The 20,873-nt window shown below is 68.7% G+C and carries 16 protein-coding genes; 11 read left to right on the top strand and 5 right to left on the bottom strand.

The window, feature by feature from the left end; all coding sequences use genetic code 11:
- The first annotated feature begins 128 nt into the window (after window positions 1-128).
- The 10 genes from BLR99_RS21190 to BLR99_RS21145 all read left to right on the top strand — a co-directional run bounded on the left by BLR99_RS21190 (window position 129) and on the right by BLR99_RS21145 (window position 10,360).
- A complete protein-coding gene (locus BLR99_RS21190; RefSeq protein ID WP_048857762.1) occupies window positions 129-2,162 on the top strand; it encodes an acetyl/propionyl/methylcrotonyl-CoA carboxylase subunit alpha in 2,034 nt (677 codons plus the stop codon).
- A gap of 58 nt (window positions 2,163-2,220) precedes the next feature.
- Complete coding sequence (locus BLR99_RS21185; RefSeq protein WP_017439310.1) at window positions 2,221-3,147, top strand: 2-hydroxyacid dehydrogenase; 927 nt, start codon at window positions 2,221-2,223, stop codon at window positions 3,145-3,147.
- Between the two features lie 37 nt (window positions 3,148-3,184).
- Window positions 3,185-4,096 carry a hydroxymethylglutaryl-CoA lyase gene (locus BLR99_RS21180; protein WP_011797362.1) on the top strand — a complete coding sequence of 304 codons (912 nt, stop codon included), beginning with the start codon at window positions 3,185-3,187 and terminating at the stop codon, window positions 4,094-4,096.
- A gap of 71 nt (window positions 4,097-4,167) precedes the next feature.
- Window positions 4,168-4,671, top strand: a complete 504-nt coding sequence (locus BLR99_RS21175; RefSeq protein WP_011797361.1) for a YbaK/EbsC family protein — start codon at window positions 4,168-4,170, stop codon at window positions 4,669-4,671.
- A complete protein-coding gene (locus BLR99_RS21170) occupies window positions 4,668-4,955 on the top strand; it encodes a DUF1289 domain-containing protein (protein WP_011797360.1) in 288 nt (95 codons plus the stop codon). The genes BLR99_RS21175 and BLR99_RS21170 overlap by 4 nt, the downstream gene beginning before the upstream one ends.
- A complete protein-coding gene (locus tag BLR99_RS21165) occupies window positions 4,952-5,602 on the top strand; it encodes a 2-hydroxychromene-2-carboxylate isomerase (protein WP_011797359.1) in 651 nt (216 codons plus the stop codon). The genes BLR99_RS21170 and BLR99_RS21165 overlap by 4 nt, the downstream gene beginning before the upstream one ends.
- Window positions 5,603-5,773: 171 nt before the next feature.
- Window positions 5,774-7,432 carry an MFS transporter gene (locus tag BLR99_RS21160; RefSeq protein WP_011797358.1) on the top strand — a complete coding sequence of 553 codons (1,659 nt, stop codon included), beginning with the start codon at window positions 5,774-5,776 and terminating at the stop codon, window positions 7,430-7,432.
- Window positions 7,433-7,606: 174 nt separating this feature from the next.
- Complete coding sequence (locus BLR99_RS21155) at window positions 7,607-8,629, top strand: porin (RefSeq protein WP_017438277.1); 1,023 nt, start codon at window positions 7,607-7,609, stop codon at window positions 8,627-8,629.
- A 447-nt stretch (window positions 8,630-9,076) separates the two neighbouring features.
- The gene (locus BLR99_RS21150) at window positions 9,077-10,066 is read left to right on the top strand and encodes a porin (RefSeq protein WP_017438278.1); all 990 of its coding nucleotides are present in this window, start codon (window positions 9,077-9,079) and stop codon (window positions 10,064-10,066) included.
- A gap of 108 nt (window positions 10,067-10,174) precedes the next feature.
- A complete protein-coding gene (locus tag BLR99_RS21145) occupies window positions 10,175-10,360 on the top strand; it encodes a hypothetical protein (protein WP_017438279.1) in 186 nt (61 codons plus the stop codon).
- A 139-nt stretch (window positions 10,361-10,499) separates the two neighbouring features.
- Here BLR99_RS21145 and BLR99_RS21140 read toward each other — a convergent pair whose 3' ends face one another.
- On the bottom strand, window positions 10,500-11,621 hold the full coding sequence (locus BLR99_RS21140) for an ABC transporter substrate-binding protein (RefSeq protein ID WP_011797355.1): 1,122 nt from the start codon (window positions 11,619-11,621) through the stop codon (window positions 10,500-10,502).
- 272 nt (window positions 11,622-11,893) lie between these two features.
- Here BLR99_RS21140 and uvrA point away from each other — a divergent pair, with 272 nt between their 5' ends.
- On the top strand, window positions 11,894-17,755 hold the full coding sequence (gene uvrA, locus BLR99_RS21135) for an excinuclease ABC subunit UvrA (RefSeq protein WP_048857761.1): 5,862 nt from the start codon (window positions 11,894-11,896) through the stop codon (window positions 17,753-17,755).
- A 3-nt stretch (window positions 17,756-17,758) separates the two neighbouring features.
- Here the strand turns inward: uvrA and BLR99_RS21130 are convergent, their stop codons facing one another.
- The 4 genes from BLR99_RS21130 to BLR99_RS21115 form a co-directional block, all read right to left on the bottom strand.
- The gene (locus tag BLR99_RS21130; protein ID WP_228193945.1) at window positions 17,759-18,691 is read right to left on the bottom strand and encodes an FmdB family transcriptional regulator; all 933 of its coding nucleotides are present in this window, start codon (window positions 18,689-18,691) and stop codon (window positions 17,759-17,761) included.
- Window positions 18,692-18,780: 89 nt separating this feature from the next.
- Window positions 18,781-19,650 carry a hypothetical protein gene (locus tag BLR99_RS21125; RefSeq protein ID WP_011797352.1) on the bottom strand — a complete coding sequence of 290 codons (870 nt, stop codon included), beginning with the start codon at window positions 19,648-19,650 and terminating at the stop codon, window positions 18,781-18,783.
- Window positions 19,651-19,762: 112 nt separating this feature from the next.
- The gene (locus BLR99_RS23585) at window positions 19,763-20,215 is read right to left on the bottom strand and encodes a hypothetical protein (protein ID WP_011797351.1); all 453 of its coding nucleotides are present in this window, start codon (window positions 20,213-20,215) and stop codon (window positions 19,763-19,765) included.
- Window positions 20,212-20,514, bottom strand: coding sequence for a hypothetical protein (locus BLR99_RS21115; RefSeq protein ID WP_233427249.1), 303 nt, complete (start codon window positions 20,512-20,514; stop codon window positions 20,212-20,214). The genes BLR99_RS23585 and BLR99_RS21115 overlap by 4 nt, the downstream gene beginning before the upstream one ends.
- Window positions 20,515-20,873: the final 359 nt, after the last annotated feature.

Raw genomic sequence — 20,873 nt, 5'->3', positions numbered from 1 at the left:
AGTGAGACGCAAAGTGTTTGACAAGATCCTGATTGCCAACCGCGGGGAAAACGCCTGCCGGGCAGGCGTTTCCGCAAATGGACTGGCACGCGCAGCGTGCGCAGGCGATTTCTCCGCGGAGGCCACCCATGTTTGACAAGATTCTCATCGCCAACCGCGGAGAAATAGCCTGCCGCGTGGCCGCTACGGCGCGCCGCCTGGGCGTGAAGACCGTGGCCGTGTATTCCGATGCCGACGCCTCGGCCCGGCACGTGGCCGCCTGCGACGAGGCGGTGCACATCGGCGGCAGCGCCCCGCAGGAGAGCTACCTGCGCTGGGAGCGCATCCTCGAGGCGGCGCGCAGCACGGGGGCGCAGGCCATCCATCCGGGCTACGGGTTCCTGTCGGAGAACGAGGAGTTCGCGCAGGCCTGCCAGGATGCCGGGCTCGTCTTCATCGGCCCGCCACCATCCGCCATCCAGGCAATGGGGCTCAAGGCCGAATCCAAGCAACTGATGGAAAAGGCCGGCGTGCCGCTGGTGCCGGGCTACCACGGCGCCGACCAGGATCCGGCGCTGCTGCAGCGCGAGGCCGACCGCATCGGCTACCCGGTGCTCATCAAGGCCAGCGCAGGGGGCGGCGGCAAGGGCATGCGGGCGGTCGAGAAGGCCGCCGATTTCGCGGCGGCGCTGGAGTCATGCAAGCGCGAGGCGATCAACAGCTTCGGCGACGACGCGGTGCTGATCGAGAAGTATGTGCAGCGCCCGCGCCATATCGAGATCCAGGTGTTCGGCGACACGCACGGCGGGTGCGTTTATCTTTTCGAGCGCGACTGCTCCGTGCAGCGCCGCCACCAGAAGGTGCTGGAAGAGGCGCCCGCGCCGGGCATGGCCGAGGAAATGCGGGTGCGCATGGGCCAGGCGGCGGTCGCCGCCGCGCGGGCCGTGGGCTACGTGGGCGCCGGCACGGTGGAGTTCATCGTCGAGCAGCGCGAGGGCGGCGCGATGGATTTCTTCTTCATGGAAATGAACACGCGCCTGCAGGTGGAGCACCCGGTGACGGAGGCGATCACCGGGCAGGATCTCGTGGAGTGGCAACTGCGGGTGGCCGCGGGCGAGCCGCTGCCGCTGGCACAGGATCAGTTGCGCATTTCGGGCCATGCGATCGAAGCGCGCATCTGCGCGGAGAACCCGGACAACCAGTTCCTGCCCGCCACGGGCCGGCTGGCTGTCTATCGCCACGGCCCCTGCACGCATTTCGAGCGCGGCGCGGTGCGCATCGACGCCGGGGTGCGCGAGGGCGATGCGATCAGTCCGTTCTACGACTCGATGATCGCCAAGCTCATCGTGCACGGCGACACGCGCGAGCAGGCGCTGGCGCGGCTGGACGAGGCGCTGTCGCGCATGCACATCGTGGGGCTGGCGACGAACGTGCAGTTCCTGCGGCATGTGCTGCGCACAGAATCCTTCGCGAAGGCGCGCCTGGACACCGCGCTCATCCAGCGCGAGCAGGCGGTGCTTTTCCACCAGTCGCCGGTGCCGCTTCCGCTGGCCCTGGCCGCGACCGTGGCCCATGCGCTGCTGGCCGAGCAGGCTGCCGAACAGCCGGGCGACCCGTTCGGGCGCCGTGACGGCTGGCAGGGATGGGGCGGCAGCCACCGGCGTTTCGAGGTGGAGTGCGCCGGACAGCCGGCCTTCGCGACGCTCACCTACCGGCCCGGCGAGGCGCCCCTGCTCCGGGTGGAAGCCGGCGGCGCCATGCTGGCCGAGGGGCCGCTCGTCTTCGGGCGCGCTGGCGGCACGGGGGGGGAGGGCGGGGCCATCGACCTGTCCTTCGCCGGCGAGCGCACGCGGGCCACGGTGCATGCCCGCGGGGAGGCACGCCACGTATTCATGCCGCGGGGCGCGGCGCAGCTCACGGCCATCGACCGGCTGGCCCACGCGGGCGAGGCGCAGGCCGAAGGCGGCCGTCTCACCGCCCCGATGCCCGGCAAGGTGGTGTCCTTCGCCGTGCGCGCGGGCGACCGCGTGGCCAGGGGCCAGGCGCTGGCCGTCATGGAGGCGATGAAGATGGAGCACACGATCGCCGCGCCCGCCGACGGCACCGTGGAAGAGCTGCTCTATGCGCCCGGGGACCAGGTGACCGAAGGGGCCGAACTGCTGCGCCTGGCTGCGGCGGCATGACGGCGCGGAAAGCCTGCGTGACAGCGCGGACCATGCCCTCTGCGATAGGCTCCTGGGAATGACCGACATCCTCTTTTGCTGTACCGATATACCGCCCGCGCCCTGGCTGGAAGGCCTGCGCTCGGCCCTGCCCGATGCCCGCATCACGGTCTGGGAGCCCGGCGCGCCCCAGGCCGATTACGCGGTGGTGTGGGCACCGCCGCAGCAGTTCCTCGACGAGCAGCCGCGGCTGCGGGCGCTGTTCAACATCGGCGCGGGCGTGGATGCGCTGCTGAAGCTGCGCGTGCCCGAAGGCTGCCGCATCGTGCGGCTCGACGACGCGGGCATGGCCGTGCAGATGGCGGAATACGTCTGCCATGCCGTCATCCGCCATTTCCGTGAGTTCGATGCCTACGAGGCCGCGGAGCGCGAAGGCCGCTGGGCTTTCCGCAAGCCGCGGCTGCGCCAGGATTTCCCGGTGGGCGTCATGGGGCTGGGCGTGCTGGGCGAGCGCGTGGCGCGCGCCCTGGCGCATTTCGAGTTCCCCGTGCAGGGCTGGAGCCGCTCGCCCAAGGCCCTTGACGGCGTGCGCACCTTCCACGGGGCCGGCGGGCTGCAGGATTTCCTGTCGGCGAGCCGGGTGCTGGTGAACCTGCTGCCCCTCACGCCTGATACGACCGGCATCCTGCGCCGCGAGACGCTGTCGCGCCTGCTGCCGGGAGGCTACGTGATCAACGTGGCGCGGGGAGCGCACCTCGTGGAGGAGGACCTGTTGCCCCTGCTGGACAGCGGCCATCTCGCGGGCGCTACGCTGGACGTCTTCCGCACCGAGCCGCTGCCGGCGGACCATCCGTTCTGGGGCCATCCGCGCGTCACCGTCACGCCCCACACCTCGGCGCGCACGCTGCGCGCGGAGAGCATCGCCCAGATCGCGCGCAAGATCGATGCGATGCGCCAGGGCGCACCCTCCGTGTCCGGCGAGGTCGATCCGTCGCGAGGGTATTGAGGCCGCCGCTTCCCACGAACCTTTTCAGGAACTTTCCATGTCTTCCCTTCCCACCCGCGCCAAGATCGTGGACGTCGGCCCGCGCGACGGGCTGCAGAACGAGAAATCCCCAGTGCCGGCCAGCGTCAAGATCGGTCTCGTGCACCGGCTGCAGGCGGCCGGGCTGACCGAGATCGAGGTCACGAGCTATGTCTCTCCCAAATGGGTGCCGCAGATGGCGGACAACCATGAGGTGATGGCCGGCATCGAGCGGCTCCCGGGCGTCCGCTATTCGGTGCTGACGCCCAACCTGAAGGGCTACGAGGCGGCCGTGCTGGACCGGCCCGACGAGATCGTTGTGTTCGGCTCCGCCAGCGAGGCGTTCAGCCAGAAGAACATCAACTGCAGCATCGCCGAGAGCATCGAGCGCTTCGCCCCGGTGGTCGAGGCCGCGCGCGCCGCGGGCATCCACGTGCGCGGCGCCATGAGCTGCACCGTGGGCTGCCCCTACGAGGGCGAAGTGGCGCCGGAGCGCGTGGGTTACCTGGCCGGGCTCATGAAGGGCATCGGCGTGCAGCATATCGGCGTGGCGGACACCATCGGCGTGGGCACCCCGCGCAAGGTGCAGCGTGCCATCGAGGCGACGCTCGCGCACTATGCCGTGGACGACGTTTCCGGGCACTTCCACGATACCTACGGGCAGGCGCTCGCCAACACCCTGGCCGCATTGGAGATGGGCATCTGGCAGTTCGACACGTCGGTGGCCGGCCTGGGCGGCTGTCCCTATGCGAAGGGGGCCACGGGCAACGTGGCCACCGAGGACGTGGTGTACATGCTGCACGGCATGGGCATCGAGACGGGCATCGACCTGGATGCGCTGGTCGATGCCGGGGCCTACATCAGTGACTTCCTCGGCCGCAAGCCGAATTCGCGCGCCGCCACCGCCCTGCTGAACAGGCGCGCCGGCTGATGCGCCGCACGGCGGAGCGCGGCACAATCCGGCACTTCGTCCATCCCACGATTTTCCAGGAGGCCTTGAGCATGTGCGGTGCTGAACTTCAATCCCTTCCCGAGGGCGTACAGCGCGTGGCCGCCGCGCTGCAGGCCAAGGGCCATGCGCAGGGCCCTCGCATGCTGGACAACTCGGCGCGCACCGCGCAGGAGGCCGCCGATGCCCTGGGCATCGCCGTCGGCCAGATCGCCAAGAGCATCATCTTCCGCCGCAAGAGCGACGACGCGGCGGTGCTGGTGGTCACCTCGGGCGACCGGCGGGTGGATGAGAAGAAAGTGGAAGCGCACGTAGGCAAGGTGGGCCGCGCCGACGCGGATTTCGTGAAGGCGCGCACCGGCTTTTCGATCGGCGGCGTCTCGCCCGTGGCCCATGCCACGCCGCCGGTCACGCTGATCGACCGCGAGCTGTTCCGCTTCGACGAGATCTGGGCGGCCGCGGGCCATCCGCACGGCGTGTTCCCGCTGCGTCCGCAGGATCTGGAGGCGCTGACCGGTGCGCCGGTCGTGGACGTGGTCCAGCCGCCCGCCGCATGAATCCCATCCAGGCGCTCGCGGAACGCGCGGCACAGGCCGCGGCCGAGGGCAGCTTCGTGCCCGGCAGCACGCAGGCGCCTCCCTCGCCCTGCATCGGCGTGTGCCGCATGAGCGCCAGCGGCAGCCATTGCGAAGGGTGTTTCCGCACCCTGGACGACATCCGGGACTGGTCCGGCGCGAGCCCCGATGCGCGCCGCGCGGTCTGGTCGGCCCTGCTGCGCCGCGCGGGTCTGGCGGTTCCCGCGCCGCTTTCCGGTATCGCCATGGAAAGGACTTCGCCATGAAGCACATCGTCTTCTACCTGGACTTCGTTTCGCCATACGCGTGGCTGGCCTTCGAGCGCCTGCCGCAGGTGCTCGAGGGCCTGAGCCATTCGGTCGAGTACCGGCCCGTGCTGCTCGGCGCGCTGCTGCAGCAGCATGGCAACCCCGGGCCGGCCGGTATCGCGCCCAAGCGGTCCTGGACCTACCGCCATGCCGAATGGCTCGGCCATGCGCTGGGTACCGGGCTGGACATGCCGGCGCGGCATCCCTTCAATCCGCTGCCCCTGCTGCGCCAGTCGCTGGCCTGCAGCGAGGACGGGGCCGTCAACCGCTTCGTGGCCGGCACGGTGCTGCGCCACGTATGGCTCGGCGGCGCCGACGCGCTGGACCCCGGTCGGCTGGAGGACCTGGCAGCGGTGCTCGCGCCGCAGCGGCGCGCGGAAGCGCCGGGCGAGGAGCCGGGCGCGCGTGCCAAGGCGCTGCTGCGCGCGAACACCGACGCGGCCGCAGCGCAGGGCGTGTTCGGCGTGCCCGCCTTCGTGGTGGACGGCCAGCTCTTCTGGGGGCTGGACAGCCTGCCCATGCTGCGCGCCCGCCTGGAAGGCGACCCGTGGTTCGAGGGGCCGCGCTGGGACGCGGTGGCGGAGCTCCCTTCCGGGTTGAAGTAGCGCCTGCTTTCCCTGCATGCGGGTTTGTCCCGGGGAAGGGTTTTCCCCGGAGGTGCCGTGCTTGTCAGACTTCGGTCAGATGGTGGTTCGATAGTGCGGCCCAGGTTGCACGCGGCGCCCTGGAGGGGACGCGCGGGCAGTCGCACCGACCACCTCATGGAGACAAGCACCATGGCTACCAATGTCGCTCCCCGGCCGATGTCGCCGGAAGAAAGAAAAGTCATCCTGGCCTCGTCGCTGGGTACCGTTTTCGAGTGGTACGACTTCTACCTGTACGGTTCGCTCGCCGCCATCATCGCCAAGCAGTTCTTCAGCGGACTGGATGCGGGCTCCGCCTTCATCTTCGCGCTGCTGGCCTTCGCCGCCGGGTTCATCGTGCGGCCGTTCGGCGCGCTGGTGTTCGGGCGACTGGGCGACATGATCGGGCGCAAGTACACCTTCCTGGTCACCATCCTGATCATGGGCCTGTCCACCTTCATCGTGGGGGTCCTGCCGACCTATGCCAGCATCGGCGTGGCCGCCCCGGTCATCCTGATCGTGCTGCGCATGCTGCAGGGCCTGGCCCTGGGCGGCGAGTACGGCGGTGCCGCCACCTACGTGGCCGAGCACGCGCCGCAGGGCAAGCGCGGCGCCTACACCTCCTGGATCCAGACCACCGCCACGATGGGCCTGTTCCTGTCGCTGCTGGTCATCCTGGGCACCCGCACCGTGATGGGCGAGGAAGCCTTCACCGACTGGGGCTGGCGCATCCCGTTCCTCGTCTCCATCCTGCTGCTGGGCATCTCGCTGTGGATCCGGCTGTCGCTGTCGGAATCGCCCGCCTTCCAGCGGATGAAGGCCGAGGGCAAGACCTCCAAGGCGCCTCTGCGCGAATCGTTCGGCCAATGGAAGAACCTGAAGATCGTGATCCTGGCGCTGATCGGCCTGACCGCCGGCCAGGCCGTGGTCTGGTACACGGGCCAGTTCTACGCGCTCTTCTTCCTGACGCAGCAGCTCAAGGTGGATGCCGTCACCGCCAACCTGATGATCGCCGCCGCCCTGCTGATCGGCACGCCGTTCTTCGTCGTCTTCGGCGCGCTTTCCGACCGTATCGGCCGCAAGCCCATCATCATGCTGGGCTGCGTGCTGGCCGTGCTGACGTATTTCCCCGTCTTCAAGGCGCTGACCGAAGCCGCCAACCCCGACCTGGCCGCCGCGCAGGCGAAGAACAAGGTGGTGATCGTGGCCGACCCGGCCGAGTGTTCGTTCCAGTTCAACCCGACCGGCACGGCCAAGTTCACCAGCTCCTGCGACGTCGCCAAGCAGGTGCTGGCCGCCAGCTCGGTGAGCTACGACAACGAGGCCGCGCCGGCCGGCACGCCCGCGGTAATCAAGATCGGCCAGACCACCATTCCGAGCTACTCCGCCCGCGGCCTGCCCGCCGACGAGGCGAAGGCCAAGGATGCCGCCTTCAAGAAGGCCGTGGCCGAGACGCTCAAGGCCGACGGCTATCCCTCCAAGGCCGACCCCGCCAAGATGAACAAGGTGATGATGATCGTCATCCTGACGTACCTGGTGCTGCTGGTGACCATGGTGTACGGCCCCATCGCGGCGATGCTGGTGGAGATGTTCCCCACCCGCATCCGCTACACCTCGATGAGCCTGCCCTACCACATCGGCAACGGCTGGTTCGGCGGCCTGCTGCCCACCATGTCGTTCGCGATCGTGGCGCAGACGGGCAACATGTACAACGGCCTCTGGTACCCGATCATCATCGCGGGCGTGACGGCCGTGATCGGCACGCTGTTCATCCGCGAGACCAAGGACGTGGACATCTACGCCAACGACTGACGGGTGACGTCTCCGGGCGGGGGGGCGCGGCACATGCGGTGCCGCGCCCCCGCTTTTTTGGGCAGCGAATGCCGGATGGATCGCTTGGGGTGCACAGGTGACGCGGTATGCTTAACGGCCATTGCAGTAATGCCGTCGGCTCAGTCCACTTCACAACTATTTCAGGGCGTTTCCATGCAGACCCAGCGTCTCGTTTCTTTCGCCGCCCTCGCTCTTCTCGGCAGTTCCGCCACCTTCGCGCAAAGCAGCGTGACGCTGTATGGCCGCATCAACACCAGCATCGAACGCAGCAGCGTGCTCGGTATGCACCGGACCGGCGTGAACGACAACGCCTCCCGCTTCGGATTGAAGGGCGTGGAGGATCTGGGTGGCGGCCTGAAAGCCGGATTCCAGCTCGAAAGCGGTTTCGACAGTTCCACCGGCGAGGCCGCACAAACCTTCTTCGGCCGCCAGAGCGAGGTGAATCTGTCGGGGAGTTTCGGCAAGATCCGCCTGGGCAACTGGATTCCCGAGTCGTATTACGCCGTGGCGGACTACGGCGTGCAGGACCAGCCCAACCACGACACCGGTAGTTTCTCCAACCGGCTGTACCAGTCGGTCGCCTTCGGCCATGCCAACAAGATCGGCTACCGCACGCCCGAATTCGGCGGCTTCTGGGCCGAGGCCAGCGTGAGCGCCCATGAGAAGGTGGCACAGATCGCTCCCTCCGGCCTGCCTGCGGGCAGCAAGTACGTCTACGACCTGGCCGCCAACTGGGAGCGCGGTCCGCTGGCGTTCGGCGCCGGTTATGCCAAGCTGGGCGACAACTGGGATGCGGGCCTGCGCGGCCATTACACCGTGGGCGCCATCCAGGTGGCGGGCTATTACCAGCGCAACGATTACGAGGTTCTGGGGACGCGCAACTCGGCAGGCTTGGCGGCCCAGTACGCCTTCGGTGCATCCGAGGTGGTGGCCAACTACATCTGGGCCGGCAAATGGAGCAATGTGGCGGACTCCAGCGCGCAGCAATTGATCCTCGGTTACAACTACCACCTGAGCAAGCGCACCAAGGTGTATGCGGCCTACACCCTCATCAAGAACGAGTCGGGAGCCACTTACGGCTATCGCGCCGGTCGTTTGAGCGCCGTCGAAGGCTTCACTCCGATTCTTGGTGGAGATCCGCGCAGCGTCGGAGTGGGCGTGCGCCACAACTTCTGAACGTCGCACTTCAGCGGCGCGCCCATACGCGCCGCCGCATATCCGGGAGCCTCACGCCCTCTATGCAAGCGTGGGGCTTTTGACTTTTTAGGAGGCTTTGGCCTCGAAAAGCGCTCTCCGGACAAGAACCGTCAATGAATTCTCCCTTGTGTGGTGCATGGAATGGACTGAAAAGCGGTACGCACTACCCTGCAGCACGCCGCTGCAACAGCCTGCGGCATGTTGTCGGGAAAACCCTGACATCACACCGCCGACTGTCTTCAAGTGTGGGGAAAACACGCCAGTTTGTGGCAATTACGCGTCAGCTTCGTTATCACCGTGACTTTCAACCGTGTTAATCGAGTTGTTACACCTAGAATTTGCGCAGTAGGTGCACTTGCATTCTGTTGCCACAAGCCCTGCGCGGTGCCTACTTCCACTTTTCGAACAAAGTATCCGAGGAATCAAATGCAAAACACCCATCGTCTGGCATTCGCCGCCCTGGCTCTTCTGGGCAGCACCGCTGCCTTCGCGCAAAGCAGCGTGACGCTGTATGGCCGCGTGAACACCACCGTCGAGCGCCAGAAGATCGGCGATTCCACGGTGACGGGCCTGTTCAACAACGCTTCGCGTTTTGGCTTCAAGGGTGTGGAAGATCTGGGCGGTGGCCTGAAGGCCGGCTTCCAGCTGGAAAGCGGCTTCAATTCCGATACGGGCACGACGGATTCCCGCGGCTTCTTCGCCCGCCAGAGCGAAGTGAACCTGTCGGGCGGCTTCGGTATGGTCCGCCTGGGCCGCTGGACCGCCGAGTCCTACTTCGCCACGGCAGACTACGTCAGCCTGCACAACCATGACACCGGTTCGTCCGCCGACGCGTTCTACGCCAGCGTGATGCGCAACCAGTTCACGAACTCCAACTCGGTGGCCTACCGCACCCCCAGCTTCGGCGGCCTGACCGTCGAAGGCGCGGTGAGCATGCACGAGCAGACCTCCGGCGGCAAGAACCTGTACGACCTGGCCGCCAACTACAACCTGGGTGCCCTGGCCCTGGGCGCCGGCTATTCCAAGCTCGGCGACTCCAACCAGTTCGCCCTGCGCGCCCTCTACACGACCGGCCCCTTCATGGTCGGCGCCTACTACCAGCGCAGCGACGACTGGGACGCCATGTCCGACACGGCCGCCGCAGTCGGCAAGCGCGACAACTTCCGCCTGTCCGGCGCCTACATCATGGGCGCTTCGGAGTTCCACCTGAACGTGGGCCGTGCCAACAGCTACAAGAACCTGACGGACAGCGCCGCCACCCAGTACACCCTGGGCTACAACTACAACCTGAGCAAGCGCACCAAGGTGTACGGCTACTACACCCGCGTCAACAACGACCGCAACGCTTCCTACGCCACCGGCGTGGCCGGCGCGGACTTCAGCTCCGTGGCTGTGGGCGTTCGCCACAACTTCTGATCGTGGCGGGTCGCGGCAGCCCTGGCTGCCGCCACAACGGCCTCACAACCCGACAAGGGCTGTGGGGCTTTTTTTCAACCGGTTCAACTGGAATCGAAGGAGACAGGTATGTGGAAGATCGTCGTCGGCTTCATCGTGTTCGCAGCGCTTTCGCTTTTCGTCATCATGAAGGCGGGAGACAAGGTGGACATGGGGGGTGAAAAGCATGGCGCCGATGCCATCCATGCGCCCGAACCTGCGACCGCTCCCGCATCCGCTCCCGCGGCCCCGGCCAGCGAGGCGGCTTCCCGCTGAGCCTGCGGCCGGGCTCCGCGGCCACTCCGGTGGCGGCAGGAAACGAAAAAGCCCGCTGCAGGAGCGGGCTTTTTCCATGCGGGTCCCCGGGTGCGGGGTGGCCATCTCGGGGCGGGCCCGCCCGGACTTCCGCCGCCGCTCAGCGGCGGAACTTGCCGTCGGTGCCGATGATGGACAGGTCGGCGAAATCCAGGCCGGTGTGGTCCTCGGGGCTGAAGTTCACCTCCAGGCCGCCGATGTCGAATTTCTGGATGCCCTCCAGTGCCGCCTGCAGGCGTTCGCGCGTGGGCTTGGCGCCCGCGCGGCGCAGTCCCTCCACCAGCACCTTGGCCGCCGCTATGCCTTCGAGCATGGCGGGGCTCACTTCCTTGCCGTGCGCTTTCGCCAGGTCGTGCGCCTCGCGCACGAGCGGATAGTTCGTGGCCCGTTCGTTCGGGAACACCTGCGTGACGATGACGCCGCGCGCATTCGCGCCCAGGCTCCTGGCGAATCCGGACGATGCGTTGTTGGACAGGGTGACGAGCTGGGCACCCGAGCCGGCCGCCCGGAAGGCCGCATAGCCTTCGACCGCCGCGGTCCCCGATGCGATCATGAGCACGGCCTGGGCCTGCGTCTGCGCCAGCTTGGGCGCGATGGCGGAGAAATCGGGCTTGGCCCGGTCGAAGCGCTCCTCCAGCACGGGCTTGAGCTTCGCGGCCTCGAAGCCCTTGAGCGCGCCCGCCAGCCCGTCGGAGCCGAAGCTGTCGTCGGTGAGGACCACCGCGATCCGGGAAATGCCCATCGACGCCAGGTGGGTGATGGCCTTCTCGGCTTCGCGCTGGTAGGGGGCTCGCACGTTGAATACGTGTCGGCGCACGGGGCGGTGCAGCACCATCGCACCCGTGGAGGGAGCCACGAGGGGGACGTCGAATTTGTCGAGCAGGGGGATGATGGCTTCCGTGTGGGGCGTGCCGCGGGTGAGGAACATCGCGAGCACGTTCTGCTCCTCGATGAGCTTGCGCGCGTTGGCCTGCGCCAGGGCGGGGTCGAACTTGTCGTCGAGCGAAATGAGCTCGATCTTCTGCCCATTCACGCCGCCCCGCGCGTTCACCGCATCCAGGTAGAGCTTCGCGCCCTCGGTGGTTTCCTGCACGCCCGAGGACACGGGCCCGGTGAAGCCGGCCGTCTGTCCCACCTGCAACTGGCTCCAGGCGGCCGGAGAGAACAGGGAAGCGGCCGCGAGGGCCAGGGCGGCGCCGGTGGTCTGCCAGGAATGGGCCATGATGGTGGAATCTCCAGGAAAGGCGTGGGGTGGTCCGATGGGCGCGGGGCCGGCGCCGGCGGCGGTACGCCGTTGCTGCGGTGCAGAACGTCCGCGGAAGATGCCCGAACGCCGCAGTGGTGACAAGAGGTGACAACCCTGGGCCAGGGGATGCCGCGCGGGCACGGTTGTCAATGGCCGGAACCGCCCCATATGGATAAGCCACTCTCCGACTCCGGCCGGCCATGCTCCTTCCTAGAATGGCCCGCGTCCCCCTCCGAAAGCTCCTCCCGATGACCCAGGGCCTGATCCGCATCCATGGCGCGCGCCAGCACAATCTGAAGAACCTGGATCTCGACATCCGCACGGGCGAACTCACCGTGGTGACCGGGCCCAGCGGCTCGGGCAAATCCAGCCTGGTGTTCGACACGCTCTATGCGGAAGGCCAGCGCCGCTATGTGGAAACCTTCAGCGCGTATGCGCGCCAGTTCCTCGACCGGATGGACAAGCCGGCCGTGGACAAGGTGGAGGGCGTGCCGCCGGCCATCGCCATCGACCAGACCAACCCCGTGCGCTCGTCCCGCTCGACCGTGGGCACGATGACGGAGATCAACGACCACCTGAAGCTGCTGTTCGCGCGCGCCGCCCGGCTCTTCGACCGGCAGACGGCGCAGCCGGTGCGCCACGACACGCCCGACACCATCTATGCCGAGCTGCAGCGCCGCTGCGCGGAGGCGGGCGATCCGCGCGTGGTGCTGACGTTTCCTGTCGAGCTGCCGGCGGATACCTCGGCCGAACAGGTGGAGCAGTGGCTGTCCGCGAGCGGGTTCACGAAGGTGCAGGCCGAGCGTGAAATCGGCACGCCCACCGGCCCCCGCAAGGTGCTGGATGTGGTGGCCGACCGGTTCCGGCTCGGCAATGCCGAGCGCGCCCGCGTGGTCGAGGCCATCGAGGTGGCGATCAAGCGCGGCGCCGGGCGGCTGAATGTCTATCGCCTGCGGGAAGACGGCGAACCCGAGCTGTGGCGGTTCTCCACCGGGCTGCACTGCCCGGACAGCGACCTGCGCTATGCCGAGCCCATCCCGTCCATGTTCTCGTTCAATTCCGCCGTGGGCGCCTGCGAGGCCTGCCGCGGCTTCGGGCGCGTGATCGGCGTGGACTACGGGCTGGTGATTCCCAACGACCGGCTGACGCTGCGCGCCGGTGCGATCAAGACCATCCAGACGCCGGCCTGGAAGGAAGCGCAGGACGACCTCATGCGCCATGCGGAGGCCGCGGGCATCCCGCGCGACACGCCCTGGTACAAGCTCACGGAAGAGCAGAAGCGCTGGGTGATCGATGGCACGCCGGGCTACAAGGACGGCAACTGGAACAAGCAGTGGTACGGCATCCGGCGCTTTTTCGAGTACCTGGAGAGCAAGGCCTACAAGATGCACATCCGGGTGCTGCTGTCCAAGTACCGCAGCTATACGCCGTGCCCGACCTGCGGCGGCGCGCGCCTGAAGACCGAAAGCCTGCTGTGGCGGGTGGGCAGCAAGGACGACGCCGACGCCGTGCTCGAGCCGTCCCGGCGCTTCATGCCGCAGGGCGTGGCATGGAACCGTGCCCAGCTCGAGGCGCTGCCCGGCCTCACCCTGCACGACCTGATGCTGCTGCCCATCGAGCGGCTGCGCCGCTTCTTCGCGCGCATGGCGCTGCCGGAAGGCGATGCCGGCGCGGGGGGCGATGCGCAGGCCCTGAAGCTGCTGCACGAGGAAATCACCACGCGCCTGAAGTACCTGTGCGACGTGGGCATCGGCTACCTCACGCTGGACCGGCAGAGCCGCACGCTCTCGGGCGGCGAGGTGCAGCGCATCAACCTGACCACGGCGCTGGGCACCTCGCTGGTGAACACACTGTTCGTGCTGGACGAGCCCAGCATCGGCCTGCACCCGCGCGACATGCACCGCATCACCGAGGCGATGCTGCGCCTGCGCGATGCGGGCAATACGCTGGTGGTGGTGGAACACGACCCGGCCGTGATGCTGGCGGCCGACCGCATGATCGACATGGGACCGGGTCCGGGCGAGCGCGGCGGGCAGATCGTGTTCGACGGCACCACGGCCGACCTGCGCCGCGCCGATACGCTGACGGGCGTGTACCTGGGCGGGCGCCGGCAGATCGGCGCGGGCGTGAAGCGCATGGTGGCGGCGTCCACGCCGCGCCTGATCCTGGAAGGCGCGCGCGAACACAACCTGCGGGACGTGTCGGTGGAGTTCCCGCTGCAGCGGCTGGTCACCGTCACCGGCGTGTCGGGCTCGGGCAAATCGACCCTGATCCAGGACGTGCTCGCGCCGGCGCTGCTGCGGCATTTCGGCAAGGCGACCGAGTCGCCCGGCATGCACGACCGGCTGCTGGGCGCCGAGCAACTGGGCGATGTGGTGTTCGTGGACCAGTCGCCCATCGGCAAGACGGCGCGCTCCAACCCCGTGAGCTATGTCGGTGCGTGGGATGCCATCCGCGAGCTTTTCGCCGTGGCGCCGCTGTCGCGCCAGCGCGGCTACACCGCGGCCAAGTTCAGCTTCAACTCGGGCGACGGGCGCTGCCCGACCTGCGGCGGCTCGGGCTTCGAGCACGTCGAGATGCAGTTCCTCTCCGACGTGTATCTGCGCTGCCCCGATTGCGACGGCAAGCGCTACCGGCCGGAGATATTGGAAGTGACGATCGAGCGCGGCGGACGCGCGGTCAACGTGGCCGACGTACTGGAACTCACCGTGAGCGAGGCCGCCCAGGCCTTCGCCCAGGACCGCGACGTGATCCGCGCGCTGCAGCCCATCGTCGATGTGGGGCTGGAATACGTGAAGCTCGGCCAGCCCGTGCCCACGCTATCGGGCGGCGAGGCGCAGCGGCTCAAGCTCGCGGGCTTCCTGGCCGAGGCCGCCAGGAGCGCCAGCAGCAGCCGGCAGCCGCTGGCGAAGAAGGGCACGCTGTTCCTCTTCGACGAGCCCACCACGGGCCTGCACTTCGACGACATCGCCAAGCTGATGCGCGCGTTGCGCAAGCTGCTCGATGCCGGGCATTCGCTGATCGTGATCGAGCACAACCTGGACGTGATCCGCGCCAGCGACTGGCTGATCGACCTGGGGCCCGAGGGCGGCGACGGCGGCGGCCTGGTGGTGGCCGAGGGCACGCCCGAGGACGTGCGCCGGCATCCGACATCGCACACCGGCGCCGCGCTGCGCGATTACGAACTCGCGCTGGGCGAGGGCGGCCATTCGGTGCATGAGAAAGCCGCGGCGCTGCGCAGGGAGCAGCGCGGCGCGCAGGCGAAGCAGGGCGGGGCGGCGAGGAACGCCATCGAGATCGTCAACGCCAAGGAGCACAACCTGAAGAACCTGTCGGTGGACATTCCGCGCGGCAAGTTCAATGTGGTGACCGGCGTGTCGGGCTCGGGCAAATCGACGCTGGCCTTCGACATCCTGTTCAACGAGGGGCAGCGCCGCTACCTGGAATCCCTCAACGCCTATGCCCGCAGCATCGTGCAGCCGGCCGGCCGGCCCGAGGTGGATGCGGTCTATGGCATTCCGCCCACGGTGGCGATCGAGCAGCGGCTGTCGCGCGGTGGCCGCAAGAGCACGGTGGGCACGACCACCGAGGTCTGGCACTTCCTGCGCCTGCTGTACGTGAAGCTGGGCGTGCAGCACTGCATCCACGACGGCGCCCCGGTGCAGCCGCAGACGGCGGACAGCATCGCCGCGCAGTTGCTCACGCATTTCAAGGGCCAGCACATCGGCCTGCTGGCACCGCTGGTGATGAACCGCAAGGGGGTCTATACCGAACTGGCCGACTGGGCGCGACCGCGCGGCTACACGCACCTGCGGGTGGACGGCAACTTCCTGCCGACCACGGGCTTTCCGCGCATCGACCGCTTCAAGGAACACACCATCGAGTTGCCCGTGGCCAGCCTGGACGTGGCGCCCGCGCAGGAGCCCGAATTGCGCGCCGCGCTGGCCCGCGCGCTGGAACTGGGCAAGGGCGTGGTCCATGTGCTGAGCGGCCTGGCCGGACTGAAGGACGCCATCGCCGCCGGGCAGCCTACCGCCGGCATCGGCACGCTGCAGGCGTTCTCGACCAAGCGCGCCTGTCCGGTGTGCGCGACGAGCTATGCCGAGCTGGACCCGCGCCTTTTCTCGTACAACAGCAAGCACGGCTGGTGCCCCGACTGCGTGGGCACGGGCGTGAAGCTCACCCGGGAGCAGCGCAAGGTCTTCGACGATTCGGTGCAGGACGACAAGGACCGGGGCCGCGAGCAGACCTTCGCCGAACCCGAGGCCGAGGATGTGGCCGACACCGTCTGCCCCACCTGCCAGGGCACGCGCCTCAACCCCGTGGCGCGGGCCGTGCTGTTCGCCGGCACGCCGGTGACCGAAGTGGCGCGCCTCTCGGTGGCCGAGGTGCGGCAGTGGATCGACGGCCTGCAGCTTTCGGGCCGCGAGGCCGAGATCGCCCGCGACCTGGTGCCGGAGATCCGGAGCCGGCTCGAGTTCCTGGAAGAGGTGGGCCTGTCCTACCTCACGCTGGACCGGGGGGCGCCCACGCTCTCGGGCGGCGAGGCGCAGCGCATCCGCCTGGCCGCGCAACTGGGCAGCAACCTGCAGGGCGTGTGCTACGTGCTGGACGAGCCCACCATCGGCCTGCATGCGCGCGACAACCAGATCCTGCTGAACGCCCTGCACAAGCTGGGCGACAAGGGCAATACCCTGGTGGTGGTGGAGCACGACGAGGACACCATCCGCCGTGCCGATCACATCATCGACATCGGCCCCAGCGCTGGCAAGCGCGGCGGGCGGCTGGTGGCCCAGGGCACGGTGGACGACATCGCCGCCGCGGAGGATTCGCAGACCGGCCGCTACCTGCTGCATGCCATGCGCCATCCGCTGCAGGCGCGGCGCAGCATGCAGCCCTCCGAGGTGGACGCCGGAACCGTTGCGCTGGCCCAGCCCGTCGATGCACCTGCGGGCCGCCAGAGCGCCGCGGCCAGGAAGCGGGCCGCGCAGGTCGCGGCCCTGCAGGCCGATGCGCTGGAGGATGCGAGGGGGCGCGCCGCCATCCGCTGGTTGACGGTGCACGGGGCCAGCCTGCACAACCTGCAAAACGTGACGGCCAGCGTGCCGCTGCATCGCCTCGTGGCCGTCACGGGCGTGAGCGGATCGGGCAAATCGACGCTGGCACGCGACGTGCTGCTGGCCAACGTGCAGGCCTGGGTGCAGCAGCGCTCCACCAAGGCCGGGCGTGACGCCATGGACGCGGGCAAGGCGCCGCCGCTGGCTGGCTGCACGGGCCTGGCGGGCTTCGAAACCATCGACCGCGTGCTGGAGGTGGACCAGACGCCCATCGGCAAGACGCCGCGCAGTTGCCCGGCCACCTACATCGGTTTCTGGGACACCATCCGCAAGCTCTTCGCAGAGACGCTGGAGGCCAAGGCCCGCGGCTATGCGGCCGGGCGCTTTTCCTTCAACACGGGCGAGGGCCGCTGCCCGGTCTGCGAAGGCCAGGGCATCCGCACCATCGCCATGAGTTTCCTGCCCGACGTGAAGGTGCCCTGCGAGGCCTGCCACGGCGCGCGCTTCAACCCCGAGACGCTGGCCGTGACCTGGCGCGGCAAGAGCATCGGCGACGTGCTGCAGATGGAGGTGGACGAGGCCGTGGAATTCTTCGCCAGCATGCCCAGCATCGCGCATCCGCTGCAACTGCTGAAGGACGTGGGCCTGGGCTACCTCACGCTGGGCCAGCCCAGCCCCACGCTGTCGGGGGGCGAGGCGCAGCGCATCAAGCTGGTGACCGAACTCACCAAGGTGCGCGACGAGGTCGGGCGGCGCGGTCAGAAGGCGCCGCACACCCTCTATGTGCTGGACGAACCCACCGTGGGCCTGCACATGGCCGACGTCCACAAGCTCATCCGCGTGCTGCATCGCCTGGTCGATGGCGGCCACAGCGTGGTGGTGATCGAGCACGACCTCGACGTGATCGCCGAGGCCGACTGGATCATCGACCTGGGTCCCGAGGGCGGCAGGGACGGCGGCCGCATCGTGGCGGCCGCCACGCCCGAGGAGGTGGTGCGCCTGGGCACGCACACGGGCCGTGCGATCGCGCCCGTGCTGGCGCGCGGCGACTAGGGTTCAGCGGCCCGGGTTCATCACCTCGGGGTTGCGCAGCGCCTCGTTGATGTGCTGGAGGTATTCCTGCGCCTTGGGGTTGGCGGGGTTGGCATCGCCCGAGACGTAGTAGGACAGGCCCTGCTTCAGGCCGCCGTGGTCCGCGATGCGCTGCGCCATGTTGGACGCCGCCATCCGCAGTTGCACGGTCACGCTCTTCTCGTATTGCTCGGAAGGCACCTTCTGGCCGCCGACGCGGCTGTTGCCGGGGCCGTCGGCGGACCAGTCGCGGCCATCCATGAACTTGCGGGAGATCTGGCCCAGGCCGATCGAGGTGTTGTTGTCGCCGGCGCGGTCGAGGTCGCCCTCGTGCTGCATCGCCTTGCGGAAGCCCTGGGTGAAGGCGCCGGACTCCGACTGGAGCTGGGCGCGGAAGACGCTGGGGTCCAGGCCGTATTCCTTGGCGGTCTCGTCCACCGCACGGCCGAAGTCGGCCTGCGTCCGGACCTTGGCGTCCTGTTGCTGCTCGTCGCCGCGCAGCACCGGCAGGAATTTCGGCTGGACCTTGCCCTGGGCCTCGTCCACGCTCTTCGATCCGAGGTCGCCGGTCGCCGCGGGTTGCGTGGCGCCGGGGCCGGAGGCCGCGGGCTTGGCGCCGGAGGCGGGAGCGGCGGCCGGTGCCGGGGCTGCCGATGGCGCGGCGCCGGACGGGCTGCCGCTGCCACCGCCGCTGCGGTTGCCTTCGCCGGAGGCCGGGCCGCCGCCCTGCTCGGAGGATTGCGGAGAGGGCGCCTGGCGATGCTTGGACAGCTTCTGGAACAGGCCTTCGAGCAGTGCCATCAGCACCTGCGCGAGCAGGGTCTGCGCGCCGGCGGTGTCCTGCGCGCCAGGCGCCTGGACGCCCTGGAGCCGCGAGGAGGAGATCGGTGAAATAGCTATGGATGCAGTTCCTTGCAATGTGGGGAATTGCACTCTCGCAGTGGCCCGGAGCGCGCGGGATGCGCTGCCCGAACGACTCCGCGGACATGCGAAGCCGCGCCCGCGCCTCAGGCGAAGGCGTCGATGCGCCCGGTGCGGATCGCGTCGAGCATGCGCCGGTACAGCGCCATCGTGCGTTCGTAGGCGCCAGGACGGTCGCGCAGCACGGCCTGCACATAGTCCTGGCGGCTGGCGGCGCATTCGAATCCGTTGGCGCAGCGGGCCAGCAGGTCCCAGTCGGCGGCCTGCGTGCAGTCCAGTCCCAGCCCGCAGGGCAGAAGGTAGAAGGCGAGCTCCATGCCGTCGTCCTGCGACTGGGGATGGAAGACGCCCTCGAACCGGTAGCCGCGCGTGCCCGTGCCGGCGTCGGCGCGGACCGCGAGGCGCGTGGCGACGTCCTGCACGAGCAGCGGGTCGCCGGCTGCCAGCAGGTCGAACAGCAGGGATTGGCGCCGCTCCGGGGCCTGGTAGGCGGATTTGCCCGCGCGCAGGGCCAGGGCCAGCAAGGGGTCCTTGCGGCGCAGCCCGTCCGCGGCGAGCCGGGCGATGCGCCGGTCCCCCGTGTCCTCTGCCGACAGGCCCGCGCACCGTTGGCGCAGGGTCTCCGCTGCCGCGCGGGCCTCGCCGGAGGCCGCGCCTGCTGTAGCTGCCTCGGCGCCCGCGATGCCGTGGCACCGGCGCAGCGCCTGCACGGCATAGAACACGCCTCCCGCCTCAGGATGCGAAAGCGCCTGGCGGACGAACCCATCCAGGCGGCCGGCCCGGTTGTATTCCCGGAGCAGGTCCGCGGACAGGGGGCGGGACGCCGGGGCGGCCTCGGCCGCCTCGCGGGCGCCGGAGGATTCCTCGGCCGTGCCCGACTGCAGAAAGCCCAGTCCCGCCGCGAGCAGCAACAGGGCGGCGCCTCCCAGCATCCAGGAAGAAGTACGCAGATTCATGGTGCCCCATTGGAGAGTGGAAGGCAGGGCCGGTGGGCATTCGACGCGAAGCGGCATGCGCTTTTCCGAGTCCGCGGAAGCGCCTTTCGCGGCAGTGGGTGCGCTCCGCGCGCTATCGGGGTGCATCGGGGCGGAAATTCCGGCCCAGGATGCCTTCGCATACGTCGCAGTAGAAGTAGCGTGTGGTGCCCCGCTGTTGCAGGGCGCCCCAGCCGGTGGCCGCATCCAGGGACAGTGTTCCCTTGCCACCCTGACGGAAATGCACTTCTGCCGAGGCTTCGCAGTCCGCCAGGTCGATGCCCCGCCGGTATTCCTCCGCCGTGCCCTCGATGGCGTGGTTCCAGAAATGGCGTACCCGTGCGGCGTCGATCTTCATGTCGGAGCAGTCGGCATCGCTGCCTTGGGTTCCGCGGGCATGGGAGCCGAGGATGTCGATGCGCTGCAGCGGCGTCTGCGCCGTGGCCGTAGCGCCCGGCGCCGTTGCCGCAGGGCTGGCCGCTGATGGCGCTATCCGGGAGACAGCAAGAAGCGCGAGCAGCAGGTGGACAGCATGCCGCTGCGTCACTTCGCCGTCCCTCCGACGAAGCCTGGAGCCAGGATGCCTTCGCATGGTGCGCAGCGGAAATAGCGCGTGGCGCCTTTCCATTCCAGGACCCCCCACCCCGTGGCGTCATGCAGGTGCAGCACGCCATGCCCCCCCTTGCGCAGGTGCAGCCGGGGCGAGGCGGTGCAGTCGGCCAGGTCGAAGTCGCGCTGGAAGTCGGAGGCCGGCCCCTCCACGGCATGGTCCCAGAAATAGCGAATGCGCTGCTCGTCGATGGCCCGGTCGGAACAGTCGGCATCGCTGCCGGGTGCAGGTTCCACGGCGCGGGGCAGGGTGATGGCACCCAGGGGGCCGATGGACCGGGACGGGGGCCCCCCGCGTCAGAATAGTTGTCGCCTCGATAGGACTCCGGTGTTCGGAGTTCATGAAGGTAGTAGGAGGCTGTGTAGTTGTGGTCGAAGGTCTGCGTGGTGGGCAACGCGAAGCGTTGTCCACGGCAAGCGGGCCGGTGCGCGCAGCGCATCGTCCACAAATGCACAGCCTTGCAGGTGCCTTCAGGCGCCGGCCCGCTGCCGTGTGTTTCACCCCGGGGGCGAAGAGCGAGAAGCCAGTTGGCACGATACGGACAAGCATTCAAAGACAGAGCGGTGGGCAGGTTGCTGCCACCGCACAGCGCCAC

The sequence above is a fragment of the Paracidovorax citrulli genome (genome assembly GCF_900100305.1).
GTDB classification, from domain to species: Bacteria; Pseudomonadota; Gammaproteobacteria; order Burkholderiales; family Burkholderiaceae_C; genus Paracidovorax; species Paracidovorax citrulli.
The sequence above is the reverse complement of the archived record's forward strand: the minus strand, read 5'-3'. Positions and strand labels throughout refer to the sequence as shown.